Raw genomic sequence first — 21,445 nt, 5'->3', positions numbered from 1 at the left:
AACAGACCGCCAGAACGCGGTCTGTTTTGTTATGAATGGATGGCAACAACGGCTCACCTTTTAACCGCGCAACCGTTTTCCTTGCCCGTATAACATGCTATTCTCTGTGCCCTCGAAAGCAGTGTGTTTCGCACCACAGGAGTTTTAAGACGCATGTCTTCCCGCAATAATCCGGCGCGTGTCGCCATCGTGATGGGGTCCAAAAGCGACTGGGCTACCATGCAGTTCGCCGCCGAAATCTTTGAAATCCTGAATGTTCCGCACCACGTAGAAGTGGTCTCCGCACACCGTACACCGGACAAACTGTTCAGCTTCGCCGAAAGCGCCGAAGAGAACGGTTATGAGGTGATCATTGCCGGTGCGGGCGGCGCAGCACATCTGCCAGGCATGATTGCCGCCAAAACGCTGGTGCCGGTTCTCGGCGTCCCGGTACAAAGCGCCGCACTGAGCGGTGTTGATAGCCTCTATTCCATCGTTCAGATGCCGCGCGGCATTCCCGTCGGCACGCTGGCGATTGGTAAAGCGGGTGCGGCAAACGCCGCCCTGCTGGCAGCCCAAATCCTGGCGACTCACGATAAAGACCTGCACCAGCGTCTGACCGAATGGCGTAAAGCCCAGACCGACGAGGTGCTGGACAATCCAGACCCGCGGGGTGCGGCATGAAGCAGGTTTGCGTCCTCGGTAACGGCCAGTTGGGCCGCATGCTGCGCCAGGCAGGTGAACCGCTGGGTATTGCCGTCTGGCCCGTCGGGCTGGATGCTGAACCTGAAGCCGTGCCGTTCCACCAGAGCGTGATTACCGCCGAGATCGAACGCTGGCCGGAGACGGCCCTGACACGCGAGCTGGCGCGTCACAACGCCTTTGTTAACCGCGATGTGTTCCCAATTATTGCTGACCGCCTGACGCAAAAGCAGCTGTTCGACAAGCTCGGCCTCGCGACCGCGCCGTGGCAGCTCCTGTCCGATAAAAGCGAGTGGAATGACGTCTTCGCGATGCTGGGCGAGCTGGCGATCGTGAAGCGCCGCGTGGGTGGCTACGACGGCCGCGGCCAGTGGCGCTTGCGCGCGGACGATACCGCCGAGCTGCCGGATGACTGCTACGGCGAATGCATCGTTGAGCAGGGCATCAACTTCAGCGGTGAAGTGTCGCTGGTTGGCGCGCGCGGGCACGATGGCCGCACGGTGTTTTACCCTCTGACGCATAACCTGCATCAGGACGGTATCCTGCGCACCAGCGTGGCCTTCCCGCACGCAAACGCAGACCAGCAGGCACAGGCGGAAGATATGCTCTCTGCCATCATGCACGAACTCGGCTATGTGGGCGTCATGGCGATGGAGTGCTTTATCACCCCGTCCGGTCTGCTGATCAACGAACTTGCGCCGCGCGTGCACAACAGCGGCCACTGGACGCAAAACGGTGCGTCCATCAGCCAGTTCGAACTGCATCTGCGCGCCATCACCGACCTGCCGCTGCCGCAGCCGGTGGTGAACAGCCCGTCGGTGATGATCAACCTGATCGGCACCGATCTGAACTACGAATGGCTGAAGCTGCCGCTGGTGCACCTGCACTGGTATGACAAAGAGGTTCGCGCGGGTCGTAAAGTGGGTCACCTGAACCTCAACGACAGCGACACGGACCGCCTGAGCGCCACGCTGGAAGCCATGATCCCTCTCCTGCCGCCGGAATATGCGAGCGGCATTGTCTGGGCACAATCAAAGCTTAAATAGCGCGCCCTCCGCCGGGGAGTTGACCTCCTCTTTCCCCGGCGTACAATTCCCGCCCATTGCTGCTTAGCTTTTTTCTGGAATACCCATGAACGATGGAACGGACTATCGCGCGATCCTCGCGTCCGATACCCCTTTAATCGACGTTCGCGCGCCGATCGAATTTGCCCAGGGCGCGATGCCCGCTGCCCTTAACCTGCCGTTGATGAACGACGACGAACGCGCCGCCGTGGGCACCTGCTATAAACGCCAGGGCCCGGAGGCTGCGCTGGCGCTCGGCCATAGTCTGGTAAAGGGTGAGACGCGCGATGCGCGCATCAACGCCTGGCGCGAAGCCTGCCTTGCCCATCCTGAGGGCTTTCTCTGCTGCGCGCGCGGCGGCCAGCGCTCGCATATCTCCCAGGCCTGGCTGAAAGAGGCGGGTATCGATTACCCGCTGATCCGCGGCGGCTATAAGGCCCTGCGTCAGGCGGCGATTCAGGCAACCATCGAGCAGTCGCAAAAACCGATGGTGCTCATCGGCGGCTGTACCGGAAACGGTAAAACGCTGCTGGTGAAGCAGCACGCGCAGGGAATCGATCTGGAAGGGCTGGCGCACCATCGCGGTTCCTCGTTTGGTCGCACCCTCACGCCGCAGCTTTCCCAGGCAAGCTTTGAAAATCACCTTGCCGTTGAGCTGCTGAAAAAAGATGCCGTGCGCTGGGTGCTGGAAGACGAGGGCCGGATGATTGGCTCCAACCACCTGCCGGAATGCCTGCGCGACCGCATGGTTGAAGCCCCTATCGTCGTGGTGGAAGACCCGTTTGATATTCGCCTTGAGCGCCTGCGCGAAGAGTATTTCGACCATATGTGGGCGGACTTTTCTGCCGCATACGGCGAGGAAGCGGGCTGGAGAGAATACAGCGAGTACCTGCACCACGGCCTGTTCGCCATTCGCCGCCGTCTTGGGCTGCAGCGGTATGCTGAATTCACCGCGCTGTTAGATTCCGCGCTGCTGGAACAGCAACGCTCTGGCAGCACGGACGCGCACTTCAGCTGGCTTGCGCCGCTGCTGAAGGACTATTACGACCCGATGTACGGCTATCAGCTGGAGAAGAAAGCGGAGAAGATTGTGTATCGCGGGACGTATGGAGAAGTTGCGGAGTGGCTTGATCGCTGAAAAATAAAGCCGGGTGGCGGCTACGCCTTACCCGGCCTACGTGTTCTATCCGTCTGTTCCCTCTCCCTTTCAGGGAGAGGGTTAGGGTGAGGGTTAGAAGTCGTAACGCAGACGCACCAGGTTCATGTCACCCAGGTTGTCGGTGCTGGAGGTGAACACGTGCTCGTAATCCACGCGGAAACCGTAGTCCAGCTGGAAGCTGATACCCACGCCGTTGTCGATGCGCTGGTAGTTACGGCCGTTCACGTACTCAATGCGGTCGCCCATGAAGTAAGGCTGGATGGATTTAACCGCGTACTGCCCGACTGGGAATTTGTAACCTGCGAAGTATTCAATACCCCACGCGTCACCCGCAAAGTAGTCGTTAACCGACACTTTTTTGGTGGTCAGGAAGTTCTGATACCAGCCGCCGCCTGCGGAGAAGGTCCAGTTATCCGGCGTCCAGCTCAGCGCGGTACCGAGGATGTTCTGGTCGTAGGTTTTGCTGTCGCCGTTGTCCGGGTTACGCATATCCGCACGGGTGTAGTTCCACGCGGCGCCCCAGGTCAGATCGGTGGTCAGGTGGTAATCCAGACCCAGTGAACCGCCGCCTTTACGCTTGTAGCGCAGGCCGTTGCCCGGCAGGTATTCGCTGTCTTCAAACAGGTAGGATGCATAGATATCGGCATCGCCCACGGTTTTCTTATATTTCAGCATCTGGCGTGAACGATAAGAACCGTCGTAGTCGCCGTTGATCCCGTTACCTGGCGCCTGACCAATCATGTCATAGTCCCAGATATCGGTTTTCACGCCAACCACGTCATAGTAAACGCTGTTCTGTTGACCGAAGGTCAGCGTACCCCAGGTGTCGCTCTTCAGACCGGTGTAGAGCATACGACGCGTGGTGTCGTGCGCACCTTCGGCGTAGTGGTGATCCCAGTTAAACTGCGCGGGAATGTTCACACCCAGCTCGTAGTAGCTGATCCAGCTGATGTCATCAAACAGGTAGTAATCTGCTGCGAAACGGAAACGGGTGCCGCCGTCGAAGCCGTTACGCTTGTAGCTGTTTTTACCGTCGTCGCCGGTCATGTTCTGGAACTGAGGACGGATACTGCCGCCAACGGTGAAGTTCAGGCGGCTCAGCGGGTTACCCGCCTGAGGATCCTGCTTAAGAACGGTGATTTCCGCCTGAGAAGCGAAGGTAGTCAATGCCACTGCCGCGCCGATCGTTGCCGCCAGCGCTGATTTTTTTATAGTCATTATTTTTCCTTAATAGACACGCTGCTAAATATTTAGCGGGTGAATATTAACTGGAAATAATCGGGCTGTGTGGTCGGGTTTTTAATGTTTTGTGCTACTAAATGAGTGGGTATTATCACTTTGTGCTATTTAAACACTGCGCACCGGCATTAAAACCCGGCGCGCAATTATCACCGTGCTAAATCAACTCGCAAACTGACGGAACAGGGCTTTGCCCTTTAACAGCCGCGTGCCGAGCCAGCCTCCGCAAAGGGAAAGCAGCACCGCGCCGCACAGAGGCAGTATTAACCAAAGGCGCCAGTCAGGCTCCCACGGGAAGTCGAACACTTTCGTCTGCAACACCGCCAGCGCCGTCTCTGCGCCAATGGCCGCCACCAGACCGGCCACCAGCCCCAGCAGCGCAAACTCGCTCCAGAGCGTCATCCGCAGCAGCCGCTTTCCGGCTCCCAGCGTGCGGTAGACCACCAGTTCCTGATGGCGCTGGCGCATGCCCACCTGCACCTGGGCCAGCAGCAACAGCACGCCGCAGATTGTCACCAGCACCACCATCACCTCCAGCGCGCGGCTCACCTGCTCGAGCACCTGCCCCACCTGCTTCAGGATCGCGCCGATATCCAGCAGGCTGACCGTCGGGAATTCCCGGTTCAGCTGGGTCAGCATGCCGTTACCGTTCTCCCAGCGGAAGCTGGTCAGCCAGCTCTGCGGCTGCCCGTCCAGCGCGCCCGGCGGGAAGATAAAGAAGAAGTTCGGCCGCAGGCTTTCCCAGTCCACTTTACGCAGGCTGGTGACCTTCGCGGTAAACTCCTGGGTATCGCCGGTAAAGGTGACGCTATCTCCCAGCTTTACGTTCAGACGCGTCGCCAGCCCCTCTTCCATCGACACCTCTCCCGCTTTCGGCGGCCAGGTGCCGGCAGTAATCGGGTTGTGATCCGGGCGTTTCTCCTGCCAGGTCAGGTTCAGCTCGCGGTTAAGCGACTCGTCCTTGCTCCCCTCCGTTGGCTGGCCGTTGATCTGCGTCAGACGCGCGCGAACGATGGGATAGAACGACTCAGGGATAATGTGATGCTCCGACAGGAAGCCCTTCAGCGGCGTGACCTGCTCAGGGGCGATATTGATCAGGAAATAGTTCGGGCTTTCCGGCGGCAGCTGCTGCTGCCAGCGGTCGAGCAGATCGCCGCGCAGCACCAGCAGCAGGGCCAGCAGCATAAACGACAGCGAAAAGGCCGAAAGCTGGCTCAGCGTAGACCAGGGCTGATGCAGCAGACGGTTGACCGCCAGGCGCACGGGCAGGGATTTTACCGTCAGTCGCTTCAGGACGTTGAGCAGTATCCAGCCCAGCACGCCGCACAGCAGTGCCAGCACAACCGCTCCGGCCAGCACCGCCCACAGCAGCGTGCTGCCCCCCATCAGCCAGGCCAGCAGCCCCACCGCCACCGCAATAATTACCGGAAGGTAGAACTTCAGCGGCCAGACGTTAGCCACCACATCGTTGCGGAGCACGCGCAGCGGCTGGGTGGCGAGCAGCAGACGGTAGGGCCGTAGCCCCACCAGCACCGAGATTACCGTCATCGCGCCCATCGCCCACAGCCACGGCCAGAAGCTGGCCGGCGGCAATGCGGCCGGGAGCACCGGTTTCAGCATCACCATCAGCAGTTTTTCAAACAGCAGCCCCATTATCCCGCCGGTCAGCGCGGACAGCATCAGCAGCATCAGCCACTGGCCGACAATCAGCTTGCGCAGCTGCGCCCTGCCCGCCCCCAGGGTTTTGAGGATCGCCACCAGGTCGTAGCGGCTGCGGCAGTAGTGCCCCATCGCCACGGCTACTGCCGCCACCGCCAGCAGCAGGGTTAACAATGCCGACAGCAGCAGGAACTGCTGAGAACGTTCAAGTGATTTGCCGAGCGCCCCTTCGTCCTGCTCCAGCCCGTACCAGCGATGTTCCGGCTTGAGCTGCGGCAGGAGCCATTTTTCATACGCATCAAGCTGGGCTGGCGTACCGCCAAACTTATAGCGCCAGGTGACGCGGCTGCCCGGCTGTACCGCATGGGTTGCCGCGACATCCGCGGTGTTCATCAGCAGGCGTGGCGCAAGCTGGAAGGGATTAAAGCCGGAGTCGGGCTCCTGCACCACTTCCCCGGCGATTTTCAGCGTGGCATCACCCACGTCGATACTGTCGCCGGTTTTGAGATTCAGGAGCGCCATCAGCCGCGGGGCCAGCAGCACCGTGCCGGGCTCTGGCTTCAGCCCGGGCGGGCTGGTCTGCAGTTCACCGTACATGGGGTAGATATCATCGACGGCTTTAACGCTCGCCAGCTGCGGCGTGTCGCCCGCGAAGGTCATCGTCTGGAAGGTAATCTGTTCTCCCACCTTCAGCCCCAGCGTGCGCGCCTCGTCAATCCAGCCCGGCGGAACGGCGCGCGAGCTTTGCAGCGCCCGGTCTCCCGCCATAAACTCCCGGCTCTGCTGGCTGAGCCCTTTTTCCATCCGGTCGCTGACGCTGCCGAGCGCCAGCACGCAGGCTACCGCCAGGCTTAACGCCAGCCAGACAATCAGCAGCGAGGGCGAGCGCCACTCGCGCCAGAACCAGCGGGTAATCATGCCTCCTCCTGAAGAATACCGTTAACCAGCCGCAGGCGACGGTCGCAGCGGGCGGCGAGCTGCGGATCGTGGGTCACGAGGATCAGCGTGGTACCGTGCTCGCGGTTGAGCGAAAACAGCAGATCGGCAATCCTGTCGCCGGTTTTACGGTCAAGGTTACCGGTAGGCTCATCGGCAAACAGCACTTCCGGGCGACCGTTAAACGCCCGCGCCAGCGCCACGCGCTGCTGCTCACCGCCAGAAAGCTGCGCGGGAAGATGGTCGAGACGTTTCCCCAGACCGAGCTGTTCCAGCAGCGCCTTCGCGTGAGCGCGGCTTTCACGGCTATTTTCCCCGCGCAGAAGCGCCGGGAGTTCGACGTTTTCCAGCGCGTTCAGGGTCGGGATCAGCATAAAAGATTGAAAAACAAAACCAACGTGACGCGCGCGCAGCGCGGCCCGCGCCTCTTCATCAAGCTGATGCAGCGGTTGCCCGACAAGATGGACTTCGCCGCTGCTGCCGTCGTCCAGACCGGCCAAAATCGCCAGCAGCGTGGACTTACCGGAACCGGATTCGCCAATCAGCGCGATGGTTTCAGCGCGTTTGACAACGAGTTCAACTCCAGTAAGGATGGAAAGCTCGTGTTCCCCCTGACCGACGGACTTCTTAAGATGATGAACTTCAACACTGTTTTCCGCTGGCATTTGCCCTTCCTGTTTTTGATTCTGATGACCTTCCGCGCGGCGGCAGCGGACACGTTACTGGTTCTTGGCGACAGCCTGAGCGCAGGCTACCGCATGGCGGCCAGCGCGGCCTGGCCCGCCCTGCTCAATGACAAATGGCAGAGCAAGACGTCGGTTATCAACGCCAGCATCAGCGGCGATACCTCTCAGCAGGGTTTATCGCGCCTGCCTGCGCTGCTCAAACAGCATCAGCCGCGCTGGGTGCTGGTTGAGCTTGGCGGTAATGATGGCCTGCGCGGTTTCCAGCCTCAGCAAACGGAGCAAACGCTGCGCACCATTTTGCAGGACATCAGAGCGGCAAACGCTCAGCCGCTGCTGATGCAAATTCGCCTGCCCGCCAACTACGGTCGTCGGTATAATGAAGCCTTTAGCGCGATCTACCCTAAGCTTGCCAAAGAGTTTGATATTCCGCTGCTGCCATTTTTCATGGAAGAGGTCTATCTCAAACCCCAGTGGATGCAAGACGACGGGATCCACCCCAATCGCGATGCTCAGCCGTTTATTGCCGACTGGATGGCAACGCGGCTGGCTCCTTTAGTTAACCATGACTCCTGATTAAGCGGAGATCCTGACAGGTAAAGTTATGCAAAAATCGGTCTTAATTACAGGATGTTCCAGTGGAATCGGCCTTGAAAGCGCGCTTGAACTAAAGCGCCAGGGATTTCGGGTTCTGGCGGCCTGCCGCAAACCCGACGATGTCGAACGCATGAACGGACTGGGCTTTACCGGCGTGCTGCTGGATATGGACTCGCCGGAGAGCGTTGAGCGCGCCGCCGATGAGGTTATCGCGCTGACCGACAATCGTCTGTACGGGCTCTTTAACAATGCCGGTTACGGCGTGTATGGCCCGCTGGATACGCTCTCCCGCGAAACGCTGGAGAAGCAGTTTTCGACCAACTTCTTCGGCGTACATCAGCTCACCATGCGTCTGCTCCCCGCGATGCTGCCGCACGGTGAAGGGCGCATCGTGATGACATCGTCGGTTATGGGGTTAATTTCAACCCCAGGCCGCGGCGCCTATGCCGCCAGCAAATATGCGCTGGAGGCCTGGTCCGACGCCCTGCGCATGGAGCTGCGCCACAGCGGCATCAAGGTCAGCCTGATTGAACCCGGCCCTATCCGCACCCGCTTCACCGAAAACGTCAACCAGACCCAGTCGGACAAACCGGTCGAAAACCCCGGCATTGCCGCACGCTTTACGTTAGGTCCTGAAGCGGTTGTCGCCAAAGTGCGCCATGCTTTTGAGAGTGAACACCCCAAAATGCGCTATCCGGTCACGCTGGTCACCCACGCCGTAGGCTGGTTAAAACGCCTGCTGCCGGGCCGGATGATGGACAAAATTTTACACGGCTGAGTTGAAGCGTCGCCGCTCATCCCCATGTAAAGAACAAACCGACAAAAGAGAAAGCCGCATGTCCGTACAGAATATCGTCAATATTACTGAAGCAAACCTGCAACAGACGCTGGAACAGTCGATGACCAAACCGGTGCTGTTCTACTTCTGGTCTGAACGTAGCCAACACTGTCTGCAGCTGACGCCGGTACTGGAGAGCCTTGCCGCGCAATACAACGGTCAGTTCATTCTCGCCAAGCTGGACTGTGACGCCGAGCCGATGGTGGCGTCTCAGTTTGGCCTGCGCGCCATTCCCACCGTCTATCTGTTCCAGAACGGCCAGCCCGTTGATGGCTTCCAGGGGCCGCAGCCGGAAGAGGCAATCCGCGCCCTGCTGGACAAAGTGCTGCCGCGCGAAGAGGAGCTGAAAGCGCAGGAAGGCATGGCGCTGATGCAGGAAGGCAAATACGACGAGGCGCTGCCGCTGCTCAAAGACGCGTGGCAGCTGTCGAATCAGAACAGCCAGATCGGCCTGCTGCTGGCGGAAACGCAGATCGCCCTGCACCGTTCAGAAGATGCGGAAGCCGTACTCAAGACCGTTCCGCTGCAGGACCAGGACACCCGTTACCAGGGCCTGGTCGCGCAGATTGAGCTGCTGAAGCAGGCCGCGGACACCCCGGAGATTCAGCAGCTGCAGCAGCAGGTTGCCGAAAACCCGGCCGACGCCGCGCTGGCAAGCCAGCTGGCGCTGCAGCTGCACCAGGTGGGCCGTAACGAAGAGGCGCTGGAGCTGCTGTTTAGCCATCTGCAAAAGGACCTCGCTGCCGCAGACGGCCAGGCGCGCAAGATGTTCCAGGAGATCCTCGCCGCGCTGGGCACCGGCGATGCGCTGGCGTCGAAGTATCGTCGTCAGCTGTACGCGTTGCTCTACTAACAAAAAAATGCCCGGTGGCGCTAACGCTTACCGGGCCTACAAAAGACGGTTTATTCCGACTTTTTCAACTGCGTCACCACCAGCTGGTGGCGCGCGTTGTAGAACTTCCGGTAGGTCAGGTAGCAGGCAATGATGGTTGACAGACTTGCCGTGGAAAGCAGCATAAACGTCACCATAATCTGATACTTAATCGCTTTTACCGGATCGATACCCGCAAAAATCAGCCCCGACATCATGCCCGGCAGGCTCACCAGCCCAACCGTTTTGGCTGAATCTACCGTCGGGATCAGCGATGAACGAATGCTTTCACGAATCAGCCGCGCCGAGGCCACTTTTGGCGTGGCTCCCAAGCTTAGTTTCTCCTGCAGCTGCTGCTGTTCGCTGCTGAAACGCTGGCCAAGGTTGTTATAACAGAGCCCAACGGCCACCATGGCGTTCCCCGCAATCATCCCCGAGATAGGGATAACCTGCATCGGCGTAAACTCAATTGAGCCGGAGAGTACCAGCACCGCCAGCGTGAGCGCCGTCCCGGTGGTAATCGCGATAAACGATGAGATAAACGCCTTATCAATGTATTTACTGCGCTTTTGCGCATTCCACGCCGCGTTAAAGCAGATAAAGAGCACCATCAGCAGCGTCAGGACCGCGTGGTTGACGTTGAAAATGTACTTCAGCACATAGCCGACGATGATGAGCTGAATCACCGCGCGGCAGATACTCCACACAATATCTTTTTCCAGCCCCAGTTTTTCCCGGTAGCTGACCACAATCGCAATCAGCACCAGCACCATCGAAAACGCCAGGGATTCGTTGGTAATATTATGCTCACCCACGGTTTGCCTCCTGCATTTTTCCGCCGTGCGGCTGAAGCGTAATCACGTCATCCGCATGGGTTATTTCGCTGGCGTCGTGCGTCACCCACAGCACGGCAATATTCTGCTCGCGGACGTAACGATGAATAATCTCGTTAACGTTGCGTTTGTTGGCGTCATCGAGCGCGCTGGTAATTTCATCCAGCAGCAACACCTTGGGTAAAAACTGCAGGTTGCGGATCAGCGAGACGCGCTGCTTTTCTCCGCCCGACAGCGCATTAATGGATTTGGTCAGCGTCTCCTCCGAAAGGCCAAAGCGAGTCAGATCGCGGGTGAATTTTTCCGGCTCCGGCGTTTTTTGACGGATTTGCCACGGAAATATCAGGTTGTCATAAACCGTATCGCCAAAAAGCGCGGGGGTTTGCACACAATAGGAAACCTGCTGGCGATAGCTTTCCGGTGAAAGTGACGCAATATCCTGGCCTTCAAACAGAATGGTGCCCTCTGTGGGGCTGAGCAAGGAGGCCACAATCTTCAGCAGCGTGCTTTTACCGCAGCCTGAAGGGCCCGTTATTAATTTAAACTCGCCCGGCGACAGGCAAAACTCGACGTGCTGAAGGATGGTGTTTTCCCCGACACGAAATCCGACATCCCTGAGATGTATTAAGTTTTTTTTATCGTTCATTGCGCTTCCGTTAACCGCTTTTTGTCATAACCGCCTGTAGCATAATCCTTTCGTGCGCACAGAGCGAATAGCCTCACGCTAAAGCAAGTGTTAAACTTTTTGTTTGTCATTTGTCACCACCATCACTACAGGAAGTATGCAGCATGGCACACATCTTTTATGAGTTCCCTTCCCTGAAGCCTGGTGTTCCTGATGTCGAAACATTAATGGAAGTCATCAAATCTTCGGAACTCACGCGTTTTGTCATTGGTGCAGAGGTGGTCGATTTTGTTAAGAAGGCGCTCATCGTGAACACCACGATCGGCAGTTTCAAAAATTGCTATTTCGCCTTCGACAACGGGACACACTTCCTTGAATTTGACGGCAAAGGAAAATCAAAGCGTTTTAACGAGGTGCCTGACTGGTTCGTCTCTCCGGCTGAATTTTCTCGCACCCAGTGGCTTATCAACCACGACCTTGCGGAAGTGAAAGCGACCCAGTTCATTGACGTCCTGATGACCTACCCGCTGAAAGCCCGCCGCGCGCACTGCAATTTGCTATTTGGGCTGGAGCTGGAAAAAGTGAACGCGGTGCCGAGCGCGGCGTCTGCGGCAGGTAAAATCGGCAATAAAAACGGTAAAACGACCAAGCCCCGCGTCACCGATCTGGGCTCGTTTGAGCTGTTCAGCCAGTTCTTTGCGCGCATGAAAACCGCCGTGATGTCCGATGAGTTCCCCACCCTGCAAGTCCTGACGGGAATGGATAATCTGGCAAAAGCGCCGCACAGCTTAAAGCAGGGTATCAGAACGTGGTTCAAAGCCATCGCGGGCGACCTTCCACCTAACAACAAGCGCGTTGAGGCGGGGAATGCCGTACTGTTCTGCGCCCCCATTCGCGAACAGATCCAGCATATCGAAGCGCTGGGGCTGGAGAATTACTACCAGGGATTATCCAAAGCCATCGCAAAGGCGGGTGATGGATTCATCTCTGACTTTACCTATACTTACGAGCAATAAACACACACTTTCACTCGTCACAGCATGCAAAACAGGAGGTTTTTATGCTTATCGTTATTCCCGTCCTTATTTTCGTTACGCTGGTTATCGTGGGCGCAGGCGTCAAAATTGTGCCGCAGGGCTATCAGTGGACCGTCGAGCGTTTCGGCCGCTATACCAATACGCTCCAGCCTGGCCTAAGCCTGATTGTTCCGTTCATGGACAGAATCGGCCGCAAGATCAACATGATGGAACAGGTGCTGGATATTCCTTCTCAGGAAGTGATCTCGAAGGATAACGCCAACGTCACCATTGACGCCGTCTGCTTTATTCAGGTGATTGACGCGCCGAAAGCGGCCTATGAGGTCAGCAACCTGGAGCTGGCGATCGTCAACCTGACGATGACCAACATCCGTACCGTGCTGGGCTCGATGGAGCTGGACGAGATGCTTTCCCAGCGCGACAGCATCAATACCCGCCTGCTGCATATTGTCGATGAGGCAACGAACCCGTGGGGGATCAAAGTCACCCGTATTGAGATCCGCGACGTGCGCCCACCGGCGGAGCTGATTGCCTCCATGAACGCGCAGATGAAGGCCGAGCGAACCAAACGTGCCTACATTCTGGAAGCCGAAGGGGTACGTCAGGCTGAGATCCTCAAAGCGGAAGGGGAAAAACAGTCGCAGATCCTGAAAGCGGAAGGCGATCGTCAGTCCGCGTTTTTGCAGGCGGAAGCGCGTGAACGTTCAGCCGAGGCGGAAGCCCGCGCCACCCAGATGGTGTCAGAGGCAATTGCCGCCGGTGATATCCAGGCCGTGAACTACTTTGTCGCGCAAAAATATACCGACGCGCTGAAAGAGATCGGCTCCGCGAACAACAGCAAAGTGGTGATGATGCCGCTGGAGGCCAGCAGCCTGATGGGCTCTATCGCCGGTATTGCCGAGCTTATCAAAGACAGCGGAAACGAGCGTAAAAAATGATTGAGCTCATCGTCGCACATCCTCACGCTTTCTGGCTAAGCCTCGGGGGTTTACTGCTGGCCGCTGAGATGCTGGGCGGCAATGGCTACCTGCTCTGGAGCGGTGTCGCCGCGGTCATTACCGGGCTGCTCGTGTGGATCCTGCCGCTTGACTGGGCGTGGCAGGGCGCGTTGTTTGCCGTGCTGACGCTGGTGGCCGCGTGGCTGTGGTGGCGCTGGCTTAACCGACGGGTTAGCGAGCAGAAGCCGGTGGACGCGCATCTCAACCAGCGCGGACAGCAGATTGTCGGCCAGCGGTTTACGCTCGACGCCGCGCTGGTAAACGGACGGGGACATATGCGCGTAGGCGACAGCTCGTGGCCGGTGGTCGCCGACGACGACCTCAGCGCCGGCACGCGGGTCGAGGTCATTGCGGTGGAAGGCATTACCCTGCGGGTTAAAGCCTGCTAAGCAGAAGCCTTACGATGACAGCAGCCGGCAAGATTATCGATAATCGGGCAGTCGGCGCTGTCATCCCCCGGACAGGATTCCGCGAGCTGTAGCAGCTGTTTGCGCATCGCCTGCAGTTCGGTGATATGGCGTTCAATCTCGGCTACTTTTTCCAGGGTGCGTTTTTTCACGTCTGCGCTGTGACGCTTCGGATCGTTGAACAGGTTAACCAGCTCGCCGCACTCTTCCAGATTAAAACCGACCTGTCTTGCCTGGCGCAGCAGCGTCAGTTCATCCAGATGCAGCTGCGTGTAGCTGCGGTAGCCGTTTTCACTGCGCAGCGGCGGCGTCACCAGCCCCTTCTCTTCATAAAAGCGAATCGCTTTGCTGGTTAAACCGGTTTTTTTTGCCACATCGCTAATATTCACATTTCCCCCTTGACCTTCCCCTTGATGGAAGGTTTAACCTTCATAACAGTTAGTGAAAAGCGTTACTCCGGTCAACAACTGACCAAAATATTATACGGGAGTTTTGTTATGTCTCACACTATTGACCTGACGCTGGACGGCCTTTCCTGCGGCCACTGTGTCAAACGCGTTAAAGAAAGTCTGGAACAGCGCCCTGATGTTGAAAGCGCTGAAGTCAGTATCGATCGTGCCGCCGTCATCGGCAGCGCCAGCGCGGATGCGCTGATTGATACCATCAAGCAGGCCGGCTACGGGGCGGCGCTAAGCCACCCAAAGGCTAAACCGCTGGCAGAGTCATCATCCCCGTCGGAAGCGCTGACAGCGGCCACTCCTGAGCTTCCGGCAGCTGATGATATTGATGACAGCCAACAGCTGCTGATCAACGGCATGAGCTGCGCCAGCTGCGTCTCCCGGGTACAAAACGCCTTGCAGGCGGTACCGGGCGTCGCGCAGGCACGGGTCAACCTCGCGGAGCGCACTGCGCTGGTGATGGGCAGCGCCTCCGCAGCAGATTTGGTGCAGGCCGTTGAAAAAGCGGGCTACGGGGCGGAGGCCATCGAAGATGACGCCGAACGCCGCGAGCGCCAGCAGGAAACGGCTATCGCCACCATGAAGCGCTTCCGCTGGCAGGCGATTGTCGCCCTGCTGGTGGGTATTCCGGTGATGGTGTGGGGGATGATCGGCGACAACATGATGGTCACCGACGACAACCGCACGCTGTGGCTGGTGATTGGCGTCATTACCCTGGGCGTGATGATCTTCGCGGGCGGCCATTTCTATACCAGCGCCTGGAAGAGCCTGAAAAACCGCACCGCGACGATGGATACGCTGGTCGCCCTCGGCACGGGTGCGGCATGGCTGTACTCCATGAGCGTGAACGTCTGGCCCCAGTGGTTCCCGATGGAAGCGCGGCATCTCTATTATGAAGCGAGCGCGATGATTATCGGCCTGATCAACTTAGGCCATATGCTGGAAGCCCGCGCCCGCCAGCGATCCTCGAAAGCGCTGGAAAGATTGCTCGATTTAACCCCGCCAACCGCGCGCGTGGTCACGGACGCAGGAGAAAAGAGCGTTCCGCTGGCCGAGGTTCAGCCCGGCATGACGCTGCGCCTGACCACGGGCGATCGCGTTCCTGTTGACGGTAAGATAACGCAGGGCGAGGCCTGGCTGGATGAAGCGATGCTGACCGGCGAGCCTATCCCCCAGCAGAAATCAGACGGCGACGCCGTTCATGCCGGGACGGTGGTACAGGACGGTAGCGTGCTGTTCACCGCCAGCGCCGTCGGCAGCCACACTACGCTGTCGCGTATTATTCGCATGGTGCGCCAGGCGCAGAGCAGCAAGCCGGAAATCGGCCAGCTCGCTGACAGAATTTCCGCCATTTTTGTGCCGGTGGTGGTCGCCATTGCCCTGCTGAGCGCGGCGATCTGGTACGTTTTCGGCCCTGCCCCGCAGATTGTTTATACCCTGGTGATCGCCACCACGGTGCTGATCATCGCCTGTCCATGCGCCCTTGGCCTGGCGACGCCGATGTCGATTATCTCCGGCGTAGGCCGCGCCGCCGAGTTCGGCGTGCTGGTGCGGGACGCGGACGCGCTGCAGCGGGCCAGCACGCTCGACACGCTGGTGTTTGATAAAACCGGCACGCTGACCGAAGGCAAACCGCAGGTGGTGGCCGTTGCGACCGCAGGCATTGCCGAAGGGGACGCGCTGCGACTTGCCGCCGCGCTGGAGCAAGGCTCAAGCCATCCGCTGGCGCGCGCCATCCTTGATAAAGCAAATGATGCTGCCCTGCCTCAGGTCAGCAACTTCCGTACCCTGCGCGGGCTCGGCGTAAGCGGTGAGGCAGAAGGTCACGCGCTGCTGCTGGGCAACCAGGCATTGCTTAATGAAAACGGTATTGATACCTCCGCGCTGGAGAGCGAGCTGAAAGCGCAGGCGTCGCAGGGCGCCACGCCGGTTCTCCTTGCGGTAGATGGCAAAGCCGCCGCGCTGCTGGCCGTTCGCGATCCGCTGCGCCAGGACAGCGTGGATGCCCTGGAGCGTCTGCACCGCGCGGGCTATCGCCTGGTGATGCTCACCGGGGATAACCCGACCACCGCCAACGCCATCGCGAAAGAAGCAGGAATTGATGAGGTCATTGCGGACGTGCTGCCGGACGGTAAAGCGGACGCCATTAAGAAACTGCAAAGTCAGGGGCGTCAGGTGGCGATGGTCGGCGACGGCATCAACGATGCCCCGGCGCTGGCCCAGGCGGACGTGGGGATCGCCATGGGTGGCGGGAGCGACGTGGCTATTGAAACCGCCGCCATTACGCTGATGCGCCACAGCCTGATGGGCGTTGCCGACGCGCTGGCCATTTCGAAAGCCACGTTGCGCAACATGAAGCAGAACCTGCTGGGGGCGTTTATCTATAACTCGCTCGGTATCCCGATTGCTGCCGGCATTTTGTGGCCGCTGACCGGCACGCTGCTTAACCCGGTGGTCGCGGGTGCGGCGATGGCGCTCTCCTCCATCACCGTGGTGAGCAACGCCAACCGGCTGCTGCGCTTTAAACCGAAAGATTGAACCTTGTACTCGTACGCGCTAGCATGAACCTTTCCATTCATGGAGCGCGTATGGGTCTGTTTAATCGTATAAAAACATCGTTTCGCGCCCTCTTTCCTCGCCGTTACGCCTGGCCGGGCCTGGATATCTCCCTCCCCGGCGGGCAGCACCTGCACCTGGTGGGCAGTATCCATATGGGCACGCAGGATATGTCTCCCCTGCCGCCCGCGCTGGTTAAACTGCTGAAACGCGCCGATGCGCTGGTCGTTGAGGCAGACATTTCGGGCCACGAGTCGCCGTTTGCCGGACTAGAAAGCGATCGCTCGCTGGCCGAACGTCTGGATGAAACCCAGCTTGCGGAACTGACCCGCGTCGCCGATGAAACGGGCGTCTCGCTCTCCATGATTGACACCCTGCCGCTCTGGCAAATTGCGATGGTGCTGCAGGCCACGCAGGCGCAACGTCTGGGCCTGCGCGGTGATTACGGCATTGATTACCAGCTGCTGAACGTAGCAAGGGCGCGCCGTCTGCCCATCATCGAGCTGGAAGGGACGGACAGCCAGATTGCGCTCCTGCGGCAGCTTCCCGACGACGGCCTTATGCTGCTGGACGATACGCTGACCCACTGGCACACCAACGCGCGCCTGCTGCAGACCATGATAGGCTGGTGGCTGGATGCGCCGCCTGCGGACGGAAAGCTGGCCTTACCGTCGACGTTCAGCGAATCGTTATATGATGTGCTGATGAACGCGCGCAACAAAGCCTGGCGGGAAACACTTCATGCTCTGCCTGCGGGGCATTACGTGGTGGCGGTTGGGGCGTTACATTTGTACGGAGAAGGGAATTTGCCGTCGCTGCTGAAATAAAAAAATGGCCAATATTTCTATTGGCCCGTCAAAGAGGAATTTCATCGTTTTTATTATGCCGAAGGAGACCTTCGGTTGAGCCGATTGTCGCTCAAAGTGACCATCACTGCCAATACTATTGCGCAAGATGGTGCTATTTTTTAGACAAACGTCAGGCGTATGCTGTTGGCATGATTTGTCTGTCGTAAGAAGGATAGCTATGACTCCCGCCGTTAAATTACTCGAAAAAAACAACATTTCTTTCCGGATCCACACTTACGATCACGATCCGAATGAAACCAACTTTGGCGATGAAGTGGTGCGCAAGCTGGGCCTGAACGCGGACCAGGTTTACAAAACGCTGCTGGTTGCGGTAAATGGCGACATGAAACACCTCGCCGTCGCGGTCACCCCGGTGGCGGGACAGCTGGATCTGAAGAAAGTCGCCAAAGCCCTGGGGGCGAAGAAGGTGGATATGGCCGATCCGATGGTTGCGCAACGCACCACGGGCTACCTGGTGGGCGGGATCAGCCCGCTCGGGCAGAAAAAACGCCTGCCGACGCTGATTGATGCCCCTTCACAGGAGTTCGAAACCATCTTTATATCCGGCGGCAAACGCGGGCTGGATATTGAGCTGGCCGCGAACGATCTGGCAAAAATGCTGGACGCGAAGTTTGCGGATATTGCACGCCGGGATTGAGAAAATTGCCCGGTGGCGCTGCGCTTACCGGGCCTACGATTCGAATGTAGGCCGGGTAAGGCGTAGCCGCCACCCGGCAAAACAACCGCACTACTGCCAGCTCACCTCACCTTTCGGCTCATACGCATTCACGTCAATCGGCGAATTCTGCTCGATGAACTGCTTCAGGACTTCCGCATCAATAAAGCCGGTATTCACATAGCCCGGTTTATTATCAATATGCGGATAGCCGTCACCGCCGGTGGCGTTAAAACTTAAGGTCGCCAGACGGTAGGTTTTGGCAGAGTCGACCGGTTCGCCTTTGATCTTAAGATCGTTTAGCTTGCCGTCTTTCGCCACAAAGCTGACGTTGGCAAACTGCGGGTAAGCCCCGGAATCCGGCTTCATCTGGGCCACGGCGGTCAGATAGTCAATGACCTCTTTCCCGCTCATGTCGGCATAGACCACCAGGTTACCGAACGGCTGGACCTTCAGGACGTCTTTGTAGGTGATGTTTCCGCCTTCGATAGAGTCACGAATGCCGCCGCCGCTCATCACGCCGAAGTCAGCGCCGGTGCGCGCCATTTGCGCCGCCAGCACCAGGTGGCCCATGTTGGTCTGCACGAAGCGAACCTTACTGCGGTCCCCTTCCAGACGACCGTTCAGCGTGCCGATTTTCACGTCCAGCTGCGCCTTGCCTTTGTTCTGGAACGGCGTCAGCAGAGAGAGCATCTGCTGGTTTTCTGGAATCTCTGGCGTGTAAAGTACGCGCTCACTTTTCCCGTCAGGGTACGTAACCTTCTTCTTCAGGTTGACCGGAATGAGCTGGTAATGGACCAGCTTCATCTCGCCGTTACGGAACTCGAAGTCCGCGCGGCCCACGTATTTGCCCCACTCGTGCGCCTGTACAATCCAGATACCGTTCTGACGGTCTGGCGCGCACGGCGTGCCCGGCACGTAGTCGACCTGTTTTTTGTTCTCCGAGGCCATACACACCGGATCCTGTGAGTGCCCCCCCACAATCATCGCCAGCGAGCCCGCAGGCAGGCTGCGCGCCATCTCCACGTCGCCGGGCGCGTTAGAGCCGTGCTCGCCGTTGTCGTAATGCCCCATGTGCGTGGCGGCAATTATCACGTCCGGCTTTTCGTTTTGCTGCAGCTCCTGAATCACCAGCTTCGCTTCGTCTGCCGGTTTGCGGAATTCGATATCGGTAAAGAACTCGGGGTTGCCAATTTTCGCCGTATCGTCGGTGGTTAAGCCAATGACCGCGATTTTTAGATCCTGACGCTTAAACAGCGCCCACGGTTTAAACAGGCGCTCGCCGGTGCTTTTCTGGTAAATATTGGCGGAGAGGAACGGGAATTTTGACCACTTCTCCTGCTGGCGCAGCACGCTCAGTGGATTATCAAACTCATGGTTACCGACGGCCATCGCGTCGTAGCCAATCAGGTTCATGCCGCGAAAATCGGGCTCGGCGTCCTGTAAGTCGGATTCCGGCACCCCGGTATTGATATCGCCACCCGACAGCAACAGCACGCTGCCGCCCTGGGCTGCCACCTCTTTGCGAATGCTATCCACCAGCGTTTTTTGAGCAGACAGGCCATATTCGCCGTATTCACTGCGCCAGAAGTGACCGTGGTGATCGTTAGTATGCAGAATGGTGATTTTATAGGTTTTGTCTTTTTCATACGCCTGCGCGGGCAGGCTTACCAGGCCCCATGCGGCGATGAGCGCCAGCGCGACGCCCCGCTTCATTAACTTCATCATCTCTCTCCCTGACCAATAGACAAAGGCAAAAATTACAGTGACTAACAAGAATAGACAAATAAGTTTTCAGAATTGCGACTTTCTTCAAATGTCCCGGGCGGGTATGTTAGTCGGATAATAATTACACCCTGCATTTCTAATAACTAAAGACGTGGTAATTCTCTCTATGGCAATCAGTGAATCAACCCAGCCCGTTCCGGGCGCGCCGGCGTCGCCGCCAGCATCGCGCACCTCCTTTAAAGTATTAGGCGCAATCAGCCTCTCGCACCTGCTCAACGACATGATCCAGTCGTTGATTCTGGCCATTTATCCGCTGCTGCAGTCCGAGTTCTCACTCACCTTCGTGCAGATCGGGATGATCACCCTGACCTTCCAGCTGGCCTCCTCGCTGCTGCAGCCGGTGGTGGGCTACTGGACGGACAAATACCCGATGCCGTGGTCGCTGCCGATAGGCATGTGCTTTACCTTAAGCGGGCTGGTTCTGCTGGCCATGGCGGGGAGCTTTGAGGCCGTGCTGATTGCTGCCGCGCTGGTGGGCACCGGCTCGTCCGTTTTCCACCCTGAGTCTTCCCGCGTGGCGCGTATGGCCTCTGGCGGTCGTCACGGTCTGGCGCAGTCGCTCTTCCAGGTAGGCGGTAACTTTGGTAGCTCTTTGGGCCCGCTGCTGGCCGCGGTGATTATTGCCCCTTACGGCAAAGGCAACGTGGCATGGTTTGTCCTGGCCGCGCTGCTGGCCATTGTCGTGCTGGCGCAGATCAGCCGCTGGTATGCCGCTCAGCATAGGGTGAATAAAGGTAAACCTAAAGCGAAGGTTATCAATCCCCTTCCGCGCAATAAGGTTATCCTGGCGGTTTCCGTGCTGCTGGTGCTGATTTTCTCGAAATACTTCTATATGGCGAGCATCAGCAGCTATTACACCTTTTACCTGATGCAAAAATTCGGATTATCGGTACAGAATGCCCAGATTCACCTGTTTGCCTTCCTGTTCGCCGTCGCGGCCGGCACGGTCATTGGCGGGCCCGTGGGGGATAAGATTGGGCGCAAATATGTTATTTGGGGCTCTATCCTCGGCGTCGCGCCGTTTACCCTTATTTTGCCGTACGCCAGCCTTGAATGGACGGGGATTTTAACCGTGATTATTGGTTTTATCCTCGCATCCGCCTTTTCCGCCATTCTGGTCTATGCCCAGGAGCTGCTGCCTGGGCGTATCGGTATGGTTTCCGGGCTCTTTTTCGGCTTCGCCTTCGGCATGGGCGGGCTTGGTGCCGCGGTGTTAGGGATGGTTGCGGATCACACCAGCATCTTCCTGGTTTATAAAATCTGCGCTTTCCTGCCACTTCTTGGGATGTTGACCATATTCCTGCCTGATAACCGCCACAAAGCGTAAATTACCGGTAGCCAAAGTTAAACTTTGGCTACCTGATACCCTGATGCCATAAGGGTTTCTTCTTCATCTCCTCGCTGAATTTATCAAAATGCGCTTTTTTGGGTGCATATTGCTGTTTTATTCAAAATTCAACAATTATTCATAAACACAAGAGTAAAAATTGTC

The 21,445-nt window shown here is 58.1% G+C and carries 20 protein-coding genes; 13 read left to right on the top strand and 7 right to left on the bottom strand.

Features of this window, described 5'->3' with window-relative positions; genetic code table 11:
* Nucleotides 1-153 precede the first annotated feature (153 nt).
* The 3 genes from purE to mnmH all read left to right on the top strand — a co-directional run bounded on the left by purE (nt 154) and on the right by mnmH (nt 2,883).
* A complete protein-coding gene (gene purE / locus AC3WOK_RS16760) occupies nt 154-663 on the top strand; it encodes a 5-(carboxyamino)imidazole ribonucleotide mutase (protein WP_059312331.1) in 510 nt (169 codons plus the stop codon).
* Nucleotides 660-1,727 carry a 5-(carboxyamino)imidazole ribonucleotide synthase gene (gene purK / locus AC3WOK_RS16755; protein WP_492354830.1) on the top strand — a complete coding sequence of 356 codons (1,068 nt, stop codon included), beginning with the start codon at nt 660-662 and terminating at the stop codon, nt 1,725-1,727. The genes purE and purK overlap by 4 nt, the downstream gene beginning before the upstream one ends.
* An 85-nt stretch (nt 1,728-1,812) precedes the next feature.
* A complete protein-coding gene (mnmH, locus tag AC3WOK_RS16750; RefSeq protein WP_492354829.1) occupies nt 1,813-2,883 on the top strand; it encodes a tRNA 2-selenouridine(34) synthase MnmH in 1,071 nt (356 codons plus the stop codon).
* A 93-nt stretch (nt 2,884-2,976) separates the two neighbouring features.
* Here mnmH and AC3WOK_RS16745 read toward each other — a convergent pair whose 3' ends face one another.
* The 3 genes from AC3WOK_RS16745 to ybbA form a co-directional block, all read right to left on the bottom strand.
* Nucleotides 2,977-4,122, bottom strand: coding sequence for a porin (locus AC3WOK_RS16745; RefSeq protein WP_492354828.1), 1,146 nt, complete (start codon nt 4,120-4,122; stop codon nt 2,977-2,979).
* 183 nt (nt 4,123-4,305) lie between these two features.
* A complete protein-coding gene (gene ybbP, locus AC3WOK_RS16740; protein WP_063955355.1) occupies nt 4,306-6,720 on the bottom strand; it encodes a putative ABC transporter permease subunit YbbP in 2,415 nt (804 codons plus the stop codon).
* A complete protein-coding gene (gene ybbA / locus AC3WOK_RS16735) occupies nt 6,717-7,403 on the bottom strand; it encodes a putative ABC transporter ATP-binding protein YbbA (protein ID WP_023617272.1) in 687 nt (228 codons plus the stop codon). Before ybbA ends, ybbP begins: the two co-directional genes overlap by 4 nt.
* On the opposite strand from ybbA, the gene tesA reads away from it, so the two are divergent.
* From tesA to AC3WOK_RS16720, 3 genes are read left to right on the top strand one after another with little or no spacing between them, the layout of a single operon-like run.
* Nucleotides 7,374-7,997, top strand: coding sequence for a multifunctional acyl-CoA thioesterase I/protease I/lysophospholipase L1 (tesA, locus tag AC3WOK_RS16730; RefSeq protein ID WP_059311217.1), 624 nt, complete (start codon nt 7,374-7,376; stop codon nt 7,995-7,997). The genes ybbA and tesA overlap by 30 nt on opposite strands.
* A 28-nt stretch (nt 7,998-8,025) precedes the next feature.
* A complete protein-coding gene (locus AC3WOK_RS16725; protein WP_032641918.1) occupies nt 8,026-8,796 on the top strand; it encodes an SDR family oxidoreductase in 771 nt (256 codons plus the stop codon).
* 58 nt (nt 8,797-8,854) lie between these two features.
* A complete protein-coding gene (locus AC3WOK_RS16720; protein ID WP_059311182.1) occupies nt 8,855-9,709 on the top strand; it encodes a co-chaperone YbbN in 855 nt (284 codons plus the stop codon).
* Between the two features lie 50 nt (nt 9,710-9,759).
* Here the strand turns inward: AC3WOK_RS16720 and fetB are convergent, their stop codons facing one another.
* Together fetB and fetA are read right to left on the bottom strand one after the other, a co-directional pair.
* A complete protein-coding gene (gene fetB / locus AC3WOK_RS16715) occupies nt 9,760-10,542 on the bottom strand; it encodes an iron efflux ABC transporter permease subunit FetB (protein ID WP_059311183.1) in 783 nt (260 codons plus the stop codon).
* Complete coding sequence (fetA, locus tag AC3WOK_RS16710) at nt 10,535-11,206, bottom strand: iron efflux ABC transporter ATP-binding subunit FetA (RefSeq protein ID WP_059311184.1); 672 nt, start codon at nt 11,204-11,206, stop codon at nt 10,535-10,537. The genes fetB and fetA overlap by 8 nt, the downstream gene beginning before the upstream one ends.
* Nucleotides 11,207-11,349: 143 nt before the next feature.
* Here fetA and AC3WOK_RS16705 point away from each other — a divergent pair, with 143 nt between their 5' ends.
* The 3 genes from AC3WOK_RS16705 to AC3WOK_RS16695 are packed head-to-tail and all read left to right on the top strand — an operon-like array spanning nt 11,350 to nt 13,609.
* Nucleotides 11,350-12,201, top strand: coding sequence for a hypothetical protein (locus AC3WOK_RS16705; RefSeq protein ID WP_492354827.1), 852 nt, complete (start codon nt 11,350-11,352; stop codon nt 12,199-12,201).
* Nucleotides 12,202-12,245: 44 nt separating this feature from the next.
* Nucleotides 12,246-13,160 (top strand): SPFH domain-containing protein, encoded by a 915-nt coding sequence (locus tag AC3WOK_RS16700; RefSeq protein WP_492354826.1) that lies wholly within the window; start codon nt 12,246-12,248, stop codon nt 13,158-13,160.
* Entirely contained in the window at nt 13,157-13,609 is a 453-nt protein-coding gene (locus AC3WOK_RS16695) for an NfeD family protein (RefSeq protein ID WP_063429295.1), read from the top strand. The genes AC3WOK_RS16700 and AC3WOK_RS16695 overlap by 4 nt, the downstream gene beginning before the upstream one ends.
* Here the strand turns inward: AC3WOK_RS16695 and cueR are convergent.
* A complete protein-coding gene (cueR, locus tag AC3WOK_RS16690; RefSeq protein WP_063429293.1) occupies nt 13,606-14,016 on the bottom strand; it encodes a Cu(I)-responsive transcriptional regulator in 411 nt (136 codons plus the stop codon). The genes AC3WOK_RS16695 and cueR overlap by 4 nt on opposite strands.
* Nucleotides 14,017-14,124: 108 nt before the next feature.
* Between cueR and copA the strand changes: the two genes are divergently transcribed.
* From copA to ybaK, 3 genes are all read left to right on the top strand, one after another.
* Nucleotides 14,125-16,623, top strand: coding sequence for a copper-exporting P-type ATPase CopA (copA, locus tag AC3WOK_RS16685; RefSeq protein ID WP_492354825.1), 2,499 nt, complete (start codon nt 14,125-14,127; stop codon nt 16,621-16,623).
* Nucleotides 16,624-16,673: 50 nt separating this feature from the next.
* Nucleotides 16,674-17,468, top strand: coding sequence for a TraB/GumN family protein (locus AC3WOK_RS16680; RefSeq protein WP_063429289.1), 795 nt, complete (start codon nt 16,674-16,676; stop codon nt 17,466-17,468).
* A gap of 199 nt (nt 17,469-17,667) precedes the next feature.
* Complete coding sequence (ybaK, locus tag AC3WOK_RS16675) at nt 17,668-18,147, top strand: Cys-tRNA(Pro)/Cys-tRNA(Cys) deacylase YbaK (protein WP_063955340.1); 480 nt, start codon at nt 17,668-17,670, stop codon at nt 18,145-18,147.
* Between the two features lie 90 nt (nt 18,148-18,237).
* Here ybaK and ushA read toward each other — a convergent pair whose 3' ends face one another.
* A complete protein-coding gene (ushA, locus tag AC3WOK_RS16670; protein ID WP_492354900.1) occupies nt 18,238-19,890 on the bottom strand; it encodes a bifunctional UDP-sugar hydrolase/5'-nucleotidase UshA in 1,653 nt (550 codons plus the stop codon).
* A 169-nt stretch (nt 19,891-20,059) separates the two neighbouring features.
* Here ushA and AC3WOK_RS16665 point away from each other — a divergent pair, with 169 nt between their 5' ends.
* Complete coding sequence (locus tag AC3WOK_RS16665; protein ID WP_063429285.1) at nt 20,060-21,280, top strand: MFS transporter; 1,221 nt, start codon at nt 20,060-20,062, stop codon at nt 21,278-21,280.
* The last annotated feature ends 165 nt before the right edge of the window (nt 21,281-21,445 follow it).

The organism is Enterobacter sp. FW301-JW81 (assembly GCF_058788735.1).
The sequence above is the reverse complement of the archived record's forward strand: the minus strand, read 5'-3'. Positions and strand labels throughout refer to the sequence as shown.

Coding starts and splice junctions, on each gene's coding strand:
- ybbA (WP_023617272.1), bottom strand. CDS start 7,403: ATGCCAGCGGAAAACAGTGTTGAAGTTCATCATCTTAAGAAGTCCGTC.
- tesA (WP_059311217.1), top strand. CDS start 7,374: ATGAACTTCAACACTGTTTTCCGCTGGCATTTGCCCTTCCTGTTTTTG.
- purK (WP_492354830.1), top strand. CDS start 660: ATGAAGCAGGTTTGCGTCCTCGGTAACGGCCAGTTGGGCCGCATGCTG.
- copA (WP_492354825.1), top strand. CDS start 14,125: ATGTCTCACACTATTGACCTGACGCTGGACGGCCTTTCCTGCGGCCAC.
- AC3WOK_RS16705 (WP_492354827.1), top strand. CDS start 11,350: ATGGCACACATCTTTTATGAGTTCCCTTCCCTGAAGCCTGGTGTTCCT.
- AC3WOK_RS16665 (WP_063429285.1), top strand. CDS start 20,060: ATGGCAATCAGTGAATCAACCCAGCCCGTTCCGGGCGCGCCGGCGTCG.
- AC3WOK_RS16745 (WP_492354828.1), bottom strand. CDS start 4,122: ATGACTATAAAAAAATCAGCGCTGGCGGCAACGATCGGCGCGGCAGTG.
- mnmH (WP_492354829.1), top strand. CDS start 1,813: ATGAACGATGGAACGGACTATCGCGCGATCCTCGCGTCCGATACCCCT.
- ushA (WP_492354900.1), bottom strand. CDS start 19,890: ATGAAGTTAATGAAGCGGGGCGTCGCGCTGGCGCTCATCGCCGCATGG.
- AC3WOK_RS16680 (WP_063429289.1), top strand. CDS start 16,674: ATGGGTCTGTTTAATCGTATAAAAACATCGTTTCGCGCCCTCTTTCCT.
- AC3WOK_RS16700 (WP_492354826.1), top strand. CDS start 12,246: ATGCTTATCGTTATTCCCGTCCTTATTTTCGTTACGCTGGTTATCGTG.
- purE (WP_059312331.1), top strand. CDS start 154: ATGTCTTCCCGCAATAATCCGGCGCGTGTCGCCATCGTGATGGGGTCC.
- AC3WOK_RS16695 (WP_063429295.1), top strand. CDS start 13,157: ATGATTGAGCTCATCGTCGCACATCCTCACGCTTTCTGGCTAAGCCTC.
- ybbP (WP_063955355.1), bottom strand. CDS start 6,720: ATGATTACCCGCTGGTTCTGGCGCGAGTGGCGCTCGCCCTCGCTGCTG.
- AC3WOK_RS16720 (WP_059311182.1), top strand. CDS start 8,855: ATGTCCGTACAGAATATCGTCAATATTACTGAAGCAAACCTGCAACAG.
- fetA (WP_059311184.1), bottom strand. CDS start 11,206: ATGAACGATAAAAAAAACTTAATACATCTCAGGGATGTCGGATTTCGT.
- AC3WOK_RS16725 (WP_032641918.1), top strand. CDS start 8,026: ATGCAAAAATCGGTCTTAATTACAGGATGTTCCAGTGGAATCGGCCTT.
- ybaK (WP_063955340.1), top strand. CDS start 17,668: ATGACTCCCGCCGTTAAATTACTCGAAAAAAACAACATTTCTTTCCGG.